9 protein-coding genes and 1 riboswitch are annotated in these 13,015 nt (G+C 73.2%); of the genes, 7 read left to right on the top strand and 2 right to left on the bottom strand.

Annotated elements, in window-relative coordinates; translation table 11 throughout:
* Window positions 1-110: 110 nt before the first annotated feature.
* Together ACFOW4_RS09785 and ACFOW4_RS09780 are read right to left on the bottom strand one after the other, a co-directional pair.
* Window positions 111-647, bottom strand: coding sequence for a hypothetical protein (locus ACFOW4_RS09785; protein ID WP_377526433.1), 537 nt, complete (start codon window positions 645-647; stop codon window positions 111-113).
* A 70-nt stretch (window positions 648-717) separates the two neighbouring features.
* Window positions 718-6,546 carry a ThuA domain-containing protein gene (locus tag ACFOW4_RS09780; protein WP_377526432.1) on the bottom strand — a complete coding sequence of 1,943 codons (5,829 nt, stop codon included), beginning with the start codon at window positions 6,544-6,546 and terminating at the stop codon, window positions 718-720.
* 280 nt (window positions 6,547-6,826) lie between these two features.
* A riboswitch (TPP riboswitch) is annotated at window positions 6,827-6,936 on the top strand.
* Between ACFOW4_RS09780 and thiE the strand changes: the two genes are divergently transcribed.
* The 7 genes from thiE to thiC all read left to right on the top strand — a co-directional run bounded on the left by thiE (window position 6,931) and on the right by thiC (window position 12,984).
* A complete protein-coding gene (thiE, locus tag ACFOW4_RS09775) occupies window positions 6,931-7,557 on the top strand; it encodes a thiamine phosphate synthase (RefSeq protein WP_377526430.1) in 627 nt (208 codons plus the stop codon). Its footprint overlaps the riboswitch before it by 6 nt.
* Window positions 7,551-8,678: a glycine oxidase ThiO gene (thiO, locus tag ACFOW4_RS09770; RefSeq protein WP_377526429.1), complete on the top strand. Its 1,128-nt coding sequence runs from the start codon at window positions 7,551-7,553 to the stop codon at window positions 8,676-8,678. The genes thiE and thiO overlap by 7 nt, the downstream gene beginning before the upstream one ends.
* Entirely contained in the window at window positions 8,669-8,869 is a 201-nt protein-coding gene (gene thiS / locus ACFOW4_RS09765; protein ID WP_377526427.1) for a sulfur carrier protein ThiS, read from the top strand. The genes thiO and thiS overlap by 10 nt, the downstream gene beginning before the upstream one ends.
* Entirely contained in the window at window positions 8,866-9,645 is a 780-nt protein-coding gene (locus ACFOW4_RS09760) for a thiazole synthase (protein WP_377526425.1), read from the top strand. The genes thiS and ACFOW4_RS09760 overlap by 4 nt, the downstream gene beginning before the upstream one ends.
* 203 nt (window positions 9,646-9,848) lie before the next feature.
* A complete protein-coding gene (locus ACFOW4_RS09755; RefSeq protein WP_377526567.1) occupies window positions 9,849-10,592 on the top strand; it encodes a thiamine phosphate synthase in 744 nt (247 codons plus the stop codon).
* Window positions 10,589-11,374 carry a bifunctional hydroxymethylpyrimidine kinase/phosphomethylpyrimidine kinase gene (gene thiD, locus ACFOW4_RS09750; protein WP_377526424.1) on the top strand — a complete coding sequence of 262 codons (786 nt, stop codon included), beginning with the start codon at window positions 10,589-10,591 and terminating at the stop codon, window positions 11,372-11,374. The genes ACFOW4_RS09755 and thiD overlap by 4 nt, the downstream gene beginning before the upstream one ends.
* 17 nt (window positions 11,375-11,391) lie before the next feature.
* Window positions 11,392-12,984, top strand: coding sequence for a phosphomethylpyrimidine synthase ThiC (thiC, locus tag ACFOW4_RS09745; protein ID WP_377526422.1), 1,593 nt, complete (start codon window positions 11,392-11,394; stop codon window positions 12,982-12,984).
* Window positions 12,985-13,015 lie beyond the last annotated feature (31 nt).

Genomic DNA, 13,015 nt, shown 5'->3' with positions numbered 1-13,015 from the left:
CTCCGCCCGGCGCACGGCCGCCGGTCCCGCCCGCCATCCGGTCGAGGCGGTGGGGACCGGCGGCCGTCGGCGGCGTGCCTCCAACCGGGTGCCGTAGCGCCCCCGGGCAGTCAGTCGGGGCGGCGCCGGGTGAGCAGCATCGGCACCGCCGCCGCGAGGGCGGCGAGCACCACGCCGGCCAGCCCGACCGGCCACCACCAGGCTCCTCCCTCGCCGGCGCGGGGGTCGGCCGCCGGCGCTGTCAGCGCGACCGGTGCGGGAGCCGGCGGGGGCGACTGGGCGGCCCGCGCCTGCACCTTGGCGCTGGCCTGACTGCGGTTCGGCGACGGGGCGCTCACCGTCACCGTCCAGGTGCCGGGGGCGAGCATCGGGCCACTGCTGTAGAAGCCCTGCCCCTCCGCCGCCGGCTCCAGTTGCACCGGGCCGACCCGCCGCCCGTCCGGGCCGATGCCGGTGAGGACCAACCGCACCGGCTTGTCCAGCCGGTGCCCGTCGGCGTAGGTGGCCTGGACGGTGACTCCGTCGGCCCCGTCGCCGGCAACGGTCAGCTTGAGTTTGCCGGTGTGCGCCACGGCCGGGGCCGCGGACAGCAGGGTCAGGGCCAGTCCGACGAGCAGGGCGGCACACGCCTTGCGGATACGGGTCACGGACGTCTCCTCACTGTGGATGAGGGAGGCCCCTTCCCGACGTCGAGCGTCGGGAAGGGGCCTCGTGGGATCAGAGCCGGCGGCCGGGGGCGAGCCGGGTGGCATCGCCACCGAGTCGCCCGGCACCGTCAACGGACTGGCCGTCGTTCGCCCGTACTCCGGCCTTGCTGGCCGCGCCGCCGAGCCGGACGATCATGGCGTCGGCGTCGCGGACCAGGACGTCCCGGATCTCCGCCTCGGACACCAGGGTGGCGTCGGCGGCAAGCACCCGGAACGCGGTCAGCTGACTGATCGCCTGAGCGTCCTTGCCGGCCGCCTCGGCCTTCCGAGCCGCGTCGAGCTTCGCCGTCAACTGCTTGTGCGCCTTGGCTGAGAGCCGCCCCGTCGCCTTGAACCGGTCCAGCAGGTTCTGCATGTCCCGGAACGAGGTGGTGACGAAGAACCGGACCTCCGAGGTGGTCTGGTTGCCCGCCTTGTCGGTCGCGGTGACGGTCAGCTCGTGCAGGCCGAGCGGCAGCTCGTACATGGCCTGCAGGGTTCCGCTGGCGTACGAGCGGCCGTCCAGTTCGCCGACCACGCTGGCGACGCCTGAGGTCGGGTCGACCGCCTGCCAGGACACCCGGACGTCCTGGCTGTCCCCGTAGAGCTGACCGTCGGCGATCCCGGACACCAGCAGCGTGGGCTTCGTGCCGTCGATCCGCAGCACCGCCGACTTGAGCGTCTCGGCGTTGCCCGCCTTGTCGGTGGACCGGAACAGCAGCTCGTGCTGCCCGTCGCCGGTCACCTGGACCGGCGCCGAGTACGGCGTCCAGGCGCCGCCGTCGAGCGACCACTCCACCGCCTTCACCCCGGACCCGGTGTCGGTCGAGGTCAGTACGACCGGGACCGTCCCGGCGTGCCAGCCGGCGTCGTTCGCCGGTGCGAACGCCGCCGAGGTGACCGGCGCGGTGGCGTCGATCTTCACGGCGACCGTCTTCGCCGACTCCACGTTGCCCGCCTGGTCCGACGAGCGGAACCGCAGCTCGTGCTCGCCGTCCCCGCTGACCGCCACCGGGCCCGTGTAGTTCGTCCAGTTGGTGGCCCCGTCCAGCTGGTACGCCGTACCGGCCAGCCCGCTGCCGCCCGCCTCGTCGGCGGCCGTCAGGGTGACCGTGACCGGCCCGGTGTGCCAGCCGTCGGTCGGGGTGCCGGAGACCGCCGCGCTGGTCACCGGGGCGGTCTTGTCGGCCGCCTCGGTGGTCAGCCGGAAGTAGTCGAACCCGGCCGTCTTCGAGGCGGTCTGGTTGGCGCCGAGGGTGAACAACCCGACCTTCGGGGTGGCCCCGACCGCGCTGTTGGTGAGCGCCGTCAACGCGGTCCAGGTCGTGCCGTCGGCCGAGTACGACGCGGTGAAGGTGTCACCGCTGCGGGCCAGCCGCAGGTACCACACCGCACCGGTCAGGTTGGCCGCCTCGGGTTGCGGGTTCTGCACCGCCCCGCCGATCTCGCTGCGGAACTCGATCCGCCGCGTCACCGGCTGACCTGCCTGGTTGTCCGCGATGTAGTCGAACTTCAGGTAGTTGTCGTCGTCCGCCTGCACGATCAGGCCGGCCTGCTGGTACTGCTCGTTCAGCAGGCTGCCGTCGACCTTCGTCTCCAGGGTCCAGTCGCCGGCCGGCGCGGTCTGGCGGATGAAGTTCTCCGGCCCGGTGTTGCTGGTGCCGTAGATGTCACCGTTGGGCACGTCGATCCGCAACGCGCCACCGGTGACCCGGTAACCGGTCGGGTCCTCCCGCAGGATGGCGTCCCACCGGCACTTGTCCAGCGTGTCGCCGGTGAACTCGTCCGACGGGTCGACCGGCCCGGCCGGGGCGTCCGGCGAGACCTGGAACCAGTCGAAGGCCGCGTCGACCACCGGCGCCGCGGTGCCGCCGTTGAGCGCGAAGAGCCCGATCCGGGGGTTGGCGATGCCGGCGAGCGCGGCCGACCGGCCGACCGGGGTGAAGGTCTGCCCGTCGGCCGAGACGGCCGCGGTCAGGTTCGTCCCGTCGCTGGTGATCCGCAGGTGCAGGGTGTCACCGGCCGGTGCGGCGATGCTGTCGGCTGCCTCGTTGCGCGGCGTGCCGGTGGTCTCCCGGATGAACTCCACTCGCCGGCTGCCCGCGTGGAGCAGGTCCAGCTTGGCGTAGTTCTCGTCGTCGACGTACACCAGCAGGCCGGCCTGTTGGTAGTCGGCCGTCACCGGCAGGGTGAGCCGGGTGGTCGCCTGCCAGGCTCCGGTCGGCGCCGGCTGGAGCACCAGGTTGGTGGCGTCGTTGCGGCCGCCGTAGAGGTCGCCGACCGCGGTGGGCAGCCGCAGCGCGCCGCCGGAGACCGAGTAGAGCTGGTTCTCCCGGACCACACTGGTCCACCGGGCCCGGTCGAGGCTGGTGCCGGTGAAGTCGTCCGAACGTGCCCCGAAGCAGGACGTGTTCGGCGCGTCCACCCGCACCGGCACGGTGGCGTACGACCGGGCGCCCTTGCTGTCGGTCACCGTCAGGGTGGCGGTGAAGGTGCCCGGGCCGGTGTAGGTGTGGCTGGCGTCCACGGTGGTCGCCGTGCCGCCGTCGCCGAAGTCCCAGGCGTACGTCAGCGGCGTGTCCCCCTCGGCGTCGGTGGCCGTGCCGTCGAAGGCGACGGTGACCGGCGCGGTGCCGGTGGCCGGGGTGGCCGTGGCGGTGACCACCGGCGGCGCGTTCTCGGTGACGCCGCGGCCGAGGAAGTCCATCCAGTTGACGTTGAACAGCGACCCCGCGCCGCCGTTCGGGTCCCGGGCCACGAAGTACAGCGTGCCGCTCGCGGCACCGGTCACCGGCGCGGTCACGTCGGCGTACGTCTGCCAGGCGCCGGTGCCGGGCACGGTGGCCGAGGCGACCAGCGGCCCGTCGACCGCGCCGGCGCGGACCTCGATCCGGCTGCCGGTGGTCGCCGAGGCGGCCCGGAACCGGATGGTGGAGATGTTGGTCAGGTCGGCCGGGGCGAGCGACCACCAGTCGCCGTCCTCGATGAAGCCGATGTTCTGTCCGCCGCCGGAGGTGTCGCCGGTGGTCTCCTTCTGCACGCCGGGATCCCCGCCGCCGGTGCTTCCCGGTGCCCGCCCGGTGGCGGTGAAGAACTCGGCCTGCTTCCGCTTGGGCTGCAACTGCTCGATCGCCCGCCCGGTGAGCGGCCCGGCTCCGCCGTTGCCGCCCTGGTCGGTGTAGGTCGCCTCGAAGACGGCGAAGACGTTCGCCTCGGCGCCGTGCCCGGAGGCGAGCGACGTCTGGACGGTGCCGGTGCAACCGGTGTGCTGCTCCAGCGGGTGCGCGTGCTCGTCGTGGCCGAGCAGCACCTGGAGCTGGACCCGGTCGCAGTCGATCTCCCCGTCCTCCGGGTCGGTCACCTTCACCGTGTATCTGACCTGGTCACCCCAGTCGAAGAAGCCGCCGTCCGGCGGGAACTCGATGGTCACCGTCGGCGCGGTGTTCCCCACGGTGACCAGCACGTTGGCCACCGCGGTGCGGCCCTTCGGGTTGGTCACGGTGAGCTGGGCGGTGTAGCTGCCCGCCGCTGTGTAGGTGTGCGTCGGGTTGGCCTCGGTGGAGCTCTGCCCGTCGCCGAAGGCCCAGGCGTACGTGAGCGTGCCGCCGTCCGGGTCCCGGGAGCCGGCGCTGGAGAAGGTCACCGTCAGGGGCGCCGGCCCGGAGGTCGGGGTGGCGTTCGCCACGGCGATCGGCGCGCGGTCACCGGCGATGTAGTCGATCCGGTAGACGCCGGAGTTGTCGTTGTTGCCGCCGAAGCCGCTGCCCCACTCGATCAGGTAGAGCGCGCCGTCCGGGCCGAACTCGAAGTCCATCGGCCGGATCAGGCTCATCCCGGTGAGAAGCTGGTTGATGTCCACCAGCGTCTTACCGTCGGCGGTCACCTGCATGGTGTACATCTTCGACTGGTTCCACTCGCCGAAGAGCGCCTTGCCGTCGTAGTACGCCGGCCACTTCCGGTCGGAGGCGAGGGCGGCGTCGTACCGGTAGACCGGGCCGCCCATCGGAGCGCCACCGCCGCCGATCTCCGGGAAGCGCGGGTTGCCGCTGTAGTCGTAGTCGACGGTGGCCGGGATCGCCGGTGGCAGGGCGGTGAGCCCGGTGTTGTTGGGCGAGTTGTTCACCGGTGCCGCGCAGTCGAACTTCGCTCCGCTGGGGCCGGACGGGAACGTGTAGTCGTTGTAGGCGTAGTTCGCCCCGGTGCAGTACGGCCAGCCGTAGTTGCCGGGGGTGCCCACGATGTTCCACTCCACCGTGCCCTCGGGGCCGCGGTTGGGGTTGGCCGAGCCGGCGTCCGGCCCGTAGTCGCCGACGTAGAGGGTGTTGGTGCCGGGGTCGATGCCGATCCGGAACGGGTTGCGGAAACCCATCGCGTAGATCTCCGGCCGGGTCTTCCCGGTCCCCTGCGGGAAGAGGTTGCCGCCCGGGATGGTGTACGTCCCGTCGTCCTCGGGGTGGATGCGGATCACCTTGCCGCGAAGGTCGTTGGTGTTGCCGGCGGTGCGCTGCGCGTCGTAGTCGGCCCGGCCCGGCCGCTCGTCGATCGGGGTGAACGCGTCCGACTCGAACGGGTTGGTGTTGTCGCCGGTGGCCAGGTAGAGGTTGCCGTTCCCGTCGAAGGTCATGCTGCCGCCGGCGTGGCAGCAGGTGTTGCGCTGGGTGTCGACGCGCAGGACCTGCTTCTCGCTGGCCGGGTCGATGGTGTCACCGGTCACGGTGAACCGGGACAGCACGTTGCGCGCCACGCCGTCGTTCGGGGCGTAGTAGAGGTAGACCCAGTGGTTGGTGGCGAAGTCCGGGTCGAGCCGGATGCCGATCAGGCCGTCCTCGTTGCCGGAGAAGACGTCCAGGTCGACGGCCGTGACGGTGGTGCCGCTGTCCGGTTTGACGATCTGCACCCGGCCGTCGCGTTCGATGTAGAAGACCCGTCCGTCGGGGGCGATGTCCAGCTCCATCGGGTTGCTGGTGTTGCTGTCCAGCGTGACCTTTTCGAAGCTGGCGGTCTTCGAGGCGCCGCAGTCGGCGTCGGCCACTCCGGCGGCGGTCCGGATGCCGCCGAGCAGGTGCCGGAGGAACTCGGGCTCGGCGTACGACTCCCGGGTGTGCCCGCCCCCGGTGTACCAGGACCGGCCGCCGTCGAAGTCCTGACACCAGGCGATCGGGTGGTCAGCGCCCATCGCGCCGGCGCCCGGGGCGTAGCTCGTCTCGTCCAGGCTGGCCAGCACGTGCACGTCCGGCCGCGGGTTCGACTGGTAGTTGTACCACTCGTCGAAGCGGGACCAGCGCTCCGGCAGCTCGGTGGTGGCCGGGTGGGCGTGGTCCTCCACCTTGACCGTGGCCTGCTGGTTCGCCGGGTGGCTGGCGAAGTACGCGCCGACCAGGTCGCCGTACCAGGACCAGCTGTACTCGGTGTCGGAGGCGGCGTGGATGCCCACGTAGCCGCCCCCGGCCCGGATGTAGCGTTCGAACGCCGCCTGCTGTTCGGCGTCCAGCACGTCGCCGGTGGTGGAGAGCCAGATCACCGCCCGGTACTTCGCCAGGTTGGCGTCGGTGAAGGCGGCGCCGTCCTCCGAATTGTCCACGGTGAACCCGTTGGCGGCGCCGAGCTGCTGGATGGCGGCGAGGCCGGTCGGGATGGAGTCGTGCCGGAAGCCGGCGGTCTTGGAGAAGACCAGGACGGAGAAGGGTTCGTCGGCGGCCTGGGCGGCCTGGGGCGCCACCCGCGTGACCGGGGCCGCCTGGACGGCCTGCGCGGTGGCCGGTGCCGCCTGCGCGGGCGCGCCGAACAGGGTCGTCGAGGCGAGGGCGAGGGCGAGCAGGGTCGCAGTGACGGGTACGCGGGCACGACGGGATGGGGACACGCCGCCTCCTATGTCGCGGGGCCGGCACGCCGAAGACCGCCCCAGGTGGAGCCGGTGGAGACATCCACCACCAGCATTTTGTCGAGTCGCTGAACAAATTAGTTCCGCTCGATCGATGTCCGGCAAGATGCCGGCGGGTAACGGTTCTGCAACGGTGGGCGACATTCCGAACAGGACCGTACGAAGCGCCCAGCGTGACCTGTCGCGCGGCACCGCCCGGGCCCGACGGCCACCGCCGACTCGCCTTGGCAGGCCGGGGGATCTGTCGTACGGTGACACGCAAGTAACCCACGGGAGCCCGGTGTACCGGGCTGAGAGGGGGGCTGACAGCCCCCGACCGTCGAACCTGATCCGGGTAATGCCGGCGCAGGGAGGAGCGTTGCCGTGCCGTCCTTCGGCCGACTGCATCTCATCACCGACACCCGACCCGGGCGGGATCCACTGACCGTGGTCCGGGCCGCCCTCACCGCCGCCCGCGACGAGTTGGTGGTCCAGGTCCGGGTCGAGGACTCCGCCACCGACCGCGAGGCGTACGAGCTGGCCCGACGGGTTCTGGCGCTCTGCGCTCCGTACGGGGCGGGCTGCCTGGTCAACGACCGGTTGCACGTGGCACTGGCCGTGGGCGCCGCCGGTGGGCACGTCGGTGCGGACGACCTGCCGGTCGGGGCGGCCCGCAGGGTCCTCGGCCCTGCCGCCGTGCTCGGTGCGACCGCCCGGGAACCGGGCGCGGCCGTCGCGGCGGTCGCCGCCGGGGCGAGCTACCTGGGCGTGGGCCCGTGCCACGCCACCAGCACCAAGTCCGGGCTCCCGGCGCCGATCGGGCCGGCGGGGGTACGCGCCATGGCGGACGCGGTCGGCGTGCCGGTGATCGCGATCGGCGGGGTCACCGCCGACCGGGTGCCGGCGCTGCGCGCCGCCGGGGCGTACGGGGTGGCGGTGGTCGGCGCGCTCTCCGCCGCCGCCGACCCGGCCCGTGCGACCGCCGAGCTGCTCGGGGCGCTGACGTGTTGAGTGCGCCGGCCGGGCCGGTGGACGTGGCGGTGGTGGGGGCGGGGCCGATCGGGCTGGCGGTCGCCTGGCGGTGCGCCGCCCGGGGGATGCGCGTGGTGGTGCACGATCCGGCACCGGGGTCCGGGGCGTCGGCGGTCGCCGCCGGCATGCTCTCGCCGGTCGCCGAGGCGTACTTCGGGGAACGGGAGCTGACCGGGCTGCTGGTCGAGTCCGCCGCCCGCTGGCCGGCGTTCGCCGCCGAGCTGACCGAGGCGAGCGGCACCGACCTGGGCTACCGGACCGAGGGCACCCTGGTGGTGGGGTTGACCGGTGACGACCTGGCCGAGGCGGGCCGGCTGTGGGCGTACCAGCAAGAGTTGGGCCTGCCGGTGACGCCGCTGCGCCCCACCGAGCTGCGCGGCCGCGAACCGGCGCTGGCCCCCGGGGTGCGTGGCGGCGCGCTGGCCGCCACCGACCACCAGGTCGACCCGCGGCTGCTGGTCCCGGCGCTGCGCACGGCGGCCCGGCGGGCCGGTGCGGTGCTGGTGCCCGCGGCGGTCCGCCGACTCTCCGACGTGGACGCGACGGTCACGGTGGTGGCGGCCGGCTGCGGGACCGCCCCCCTCACCGGCCTGCCGGTACGGCCGGTGAAAGGGCAGATCCTCCGGCTGCGCGCGCCCGGCGGCGTTGCGCCGGGCTTCCGGCACGTGATCCGGGGGTACGCCGACGGCGAGTCGGTCTACCTGGTGCCCCGCGCCGACGGCGAGGTGGTGCTCGGCGCGACGGTCGAGGAGCGCACGGACACCACGGTCACCGCCGGAGCGGTGCTGCGCCTGCTCCGCGCCGGTGTCGACCTGCTGCCCGAGCTGGCCGAGTACGACCTGGTCGAGGCGGTCGCCGGGCTGCGCCCAGGCACCCCCGACAACGCGCCGATCCTCGGGCCGCTGCCCGACCGGCCGGACGTGCTCGCCGCCACCGGCCACCACCGGCACGGCATCGTGCTCACCCCGGTCACCGCCGACCTCATCGCCGACCTGGTGACCACCGGTGTACCGGACCCGCTGCTCGCTCCCTTCGGCGCCGAGCGGTTCGCGTCCACCGGCAGCGGCCACCACCGTGCGGAGGAGGAGACATGGACGTGACGGTGAACGGCACCGGACGGACGCTGCCCGCCGGCGCCACGGTCGCCGACCTGGTCCGCCAGGTGACCAGGCAGCAGCGCGGGCTGGCGGTCGCGGTCAACGGCGAGGTGGTGCCCCGGGCCGGCTGGCCGGCGACCCGGCTGTGCGACGGCGACCGGGTCGAGGTGCTCAGCGCGGCGCAGGGCGGGTGAGCGGCATGTCGTTCGAGCTGGGCGGGGTGGCCTTCTCCTCGCGGCTGATCCTCGGTACCGGTGGCGCCGCGAACCTGCACGTGCTGGAGCGGGCCATCCGGGCGTCGGGCACCGAGCTGGTCACCCTGGCGCTGCGCCGGGTGGACACCGCGCCGGGAAGCGCCGGTGGGTTGCTGGAGCTGCTGGACCGGTGCGGCGTACGGCTGTTGCCGAACACCGCCGGCTGCCGCACCGCGACCGAGGCGGTGAAGGTGGCCCGGCTGGCCCGGGACGCGTTCGACACCGACTGGATCAAGCTGGAGGTGATCGGCGACGAGCGGACCCTGCTGCCCGACGGGGTGGAACTGCTCCGCGCCGCCGAGGAACTGGTGACCGACGGCTTCACCGTGCTGCCGTACACCAGCGACGACCCGGTGCTCGCCCGCCGCCTGGCGGACGTGGGCTGCGCCGCGGTGATGCCGGCCGGCGCGCCGATCGGCTCCGGGCTCGGCATCGGCAACCCGCACCACATCCGGCTGATCCGGCAGGGCGTGGACGTGCCGGTGATCCTGGACGCCGGCATCGGCACCGCGTCCGACGCGGCCCTGGCCATGGAGCTGGGCTGCGACGCGGTGCTGCTGGCCAGCGCGGTCACCCGGGCCGCCGACCCCGTCGCGATGGCCACCGCGATGCGGTACGCGGTCGAGGCGGGCCGGCTGGCGTACGGCGCCGGCCGGATCGCCCGTCGCTTCCACGCCCTTCCGTCCACTCCCGACGACGGAAGACCGGACCTGTGACGACCCCGGTGTCGGCCGCAACCAACCGCGAGCCGGTCGGCGGTGCCCGGGCAGGACGTGCCCCGGCAGGACGTGCCCCGGCAGATCTTGGAAGCAAAGAGCGCCTGGAGGGGCGCGATTCTTCCAAGATCCCCCCGGGTGCAGCGGGCGCGGGTGGGGTGGGGGTGGTGCCGGCGGGGGTGGTGGTGCTGACCGAGCGGCGGATGGCGTGTCGGGCACTGGACCGGGTGGTGGCGGGGGCGGTGGCCGGGGGAGTGCGCTGGGTGGTGCTGCGGGAGAAGGACCTGCCCAGGGCGGAGCGCGCCGCCCTCGCCGCCGAGCTGCGCGCGATCCTCGCCGACGCCGGCGGGACGCTGATCGTGGCCGGCCCCGACCCGCTCGACGGTGACGCCGTCCACCTGCCCGCCGCCGGCCCGTACCCGCCACCGACCTGCCGGTTGGTGGGCCGCTCCTGCCACGACGAGACGGAGTTGCGCCGCCTCACCACCGAGGACTACGCCACCCTCTCTCCCGTCTGGCCCACCCGGACCAAACCCGGCTACGGCCCACCCCTGCACCCCGAAGGACTCCACCAGCTGATCCAACTGAGCCCCGTACCCGTCCTGGCACTCGGCGGAGTGGAGACCGCAGACCACGTCACCGCCTGCGTCGAGGCGGGAGCCGCCGGAGTGGCGGTGCTCGGCACCATCATGCGAGCCGACAACCCGACCACGGCAGCCCTCGCCCTCACCAGGGCTTTCGACGAAGCGCAGGCACGGTTGCCGCGAAGCCGGCACGAGCCGACGGCGGTCTCCGGGACGGGGCTGCGGCCGACCGCGCCCACGCAGGGATCAAGCCTGACCGCCCGGAGTGGGCACGGTCGGCCGCAGCCCCAGAGCGCACCCACCACGGACCGAGCGGACCGAGCGGACCGAGCGGACCGAGCGCCCACCGAGGGGAAGAAGTGACGCCGAAGACGATCCTCACCATCGCCGGCTCGGACTCCGGCGGTGGCGCCGGCATCCAGGCCGACCTCAAGGTCTTCGCGGCCCTCGGCGCGTACGGCACCAGTGTCATCACCGCGGTCACCGCACAGAACACCCGCGGCGTCGACGCGGTCCTGCCGCTGCCGCCGCGCACGGTCACCGAGCAACTGGACAGCGTGCTCGCGGACTTCACCGTGCAGGCCGTGAAGACCGGGATGCTGGGCACCCCCGCCGTCGCCGACGTGGTCGCCGACGCCGCCCGGGACGGCCGACTGCCGGGGCTGGTCGTCGACCCGGTGCTGGTCGCCACCAGTGGTCACCGGCTCGGCGTGGTCGGCGCGGTCGAGCGGCTGCTGCCGTACGCCTGGGTGGCGACGCCGAACTGCGCGGAGGCCGCGGCCATCACCGGACGCCCGGTGGACGACCTGGCCGGGATGGTGGTGGCCGCCGAGGCCCTGGCCGCCGGCGGCCCGGAGTACGTGGTGGTGACCGGCGGTGACATCGACGGCGGCGAGGCGGTCGACGTGCTGCACGGCGGCGGCGTCACCACCCTGCTGCGCGCGCCCCGGGTGGTCACCCGGCACACCCACGGCACCGGGTGCTCGTTCTCGGCGGCGGTCGCCGTGCGGTTGGCGCTCGGGGACCCGGTGCCGGCGGCGGTCGGGGCCGCGAAGGAGTACGTGCTCCGCGCGCTGACCGGCGGGCGGGGTTGGGAGCTGGGAGCTGGACGCGGGCCGCTGGACCACTTCGGCTGGTCCTCTTGATCACCAGGGAGGCTGTCATGCAGGCACGACGCAAGGTGTACGTCGAGGGGTCGCGGCCGGACGTGCGGGTGCCGTTCGCCGAGGTGGCGCTGACCTGGGACCACCCGCCGGTGCGGCTCTACGACACCTCCGGTCCCGGCTCCGATCCGGAGGTGGGGCTGCCGCCGCTGCGCGGAGGATGGATCGCGTCCCGGGGGGACGTGGCGCCGGTACGCGGTGCGGGAACGCCACTGGCCGGAATGGACGGGAAGCGACCCACGCAGCTCGCCTACGCCCGGGCCGGGATCGTCACGCCGGAGATGGAGTTCGTTGCGGTGCGGGAGGGCAAGGCGCCGGAGTTCGTCCGGGGCGAGATCGCCGCCGGGCGGGCGGTGCTGCCGCTCAACGTCAACCATCCCGAGTGCGAGCCCGCGATCATCGGCAAGGCGTTCCTGGTGAAGGTCAACGCCAACATCGGTACCTCGGCCGTCACGTCCTCCGTCGCCGAGGAGGTGGAGAAGCTGAGCTGGGCCACCCGGTGGGGTGCGGACACCGTGATGGACCTGTCCACCGGCAAGCGGATCCACGAGACGCGCGAGGCGATCGTGCGGAACTCCCCGGTGCCGATCGGCACCGTGCCCATCTACCAGGCGCTGGAGAAGGTCGGCGGCGACCCGGTGCGGCTGAGCTGGGAGGTGTTCCGGGACACCGTGATCGAGCAGGCCGAGCAGGGTGTGGACTACATGACCGTGCACGCAGGGGTGCTGCTGCCGTACGTGCCGCTGGCCGTGGACCGGGTGACCGGCATCGTGTCCCGGGGCGGCTCGATCATGGCGGCCTGGTGCCTGGCGCACCACGAGGAGAACTTCCTCTACACCAACTTCGCCGAGCTGTGCGCGCTGCTGGCCCGGTACGACGTGACCTTCTCGCTCGGCGACGGGCTGCGGCCCGGCTCGATCGCGGACGCCAACGACGCGGCCCAGTTCGCCGAGCTGCGTACCCTCGGCGAGCTGACGACGGTGGCCTGGGAGCACGACGTGCAGGTGATGGTCGAGGGCCCCGGGCACGTGCCGATGCACAAGATCAAGGAGAACGTGGACCTCCAGCAGGAGTGGTGCCACGAGGCGCCGTTCTACACGCTCGGCCCGCTGACCACCGACATCGCCCCCGCGTACGACCACATCACCTCGGCGATCGGCGCCGCGATGATCGGCATGTTCGGCACCGCGATGCTGTGCTACGTCACCCCGAAGGAGCACCTCGGGCTGCCCGACCGGGACGACGTGAAGGCGGGCGTGATCGCGTACAAGATCGCGGCGCACGCGGCGGACCTGGCCAAGGGCCACCCCGGCGCGCAGGCGTGGGACGACGCGCTCTCCACGGCCCGGTTCGAGTTTCGCTGGGAGGACCAGTTCAACCTGTCGCTGGACCCGGAGACCGCGCGCTCGTACCACGACGCGACGCTGCCCGCCGAGCCGGCGAAGACGGCGCACTTCTGCTCGATGTGCGGCCCGAAGTTCTGCTCCATGAAGATCACCCAGGAGCTGAAGGAGTACGCCGCCCGCGGCATGCGGGACAAGTCGGCGGAGTTCCTCTCCTCCGGCGGCCAGGTCTACCTGCCCCTGGCCTGATTCGCGCCCGGTGCGGTGGGTCGGGTCGATC

The sequence above is a fragment of the Micromonospora sp. GCM10011542 genome, assembly GCF_042650685.1.
Classification (GTDB): Bacteria; Actinomycetota; Actinomycetes; order Mycobacteriales; family Micromonosporaceae; genus Micromonospora.
Note: the sequence above shows the minus strand (reverse complement) of the source record. Positions and strands in the feature narration are given on the sequence as shown.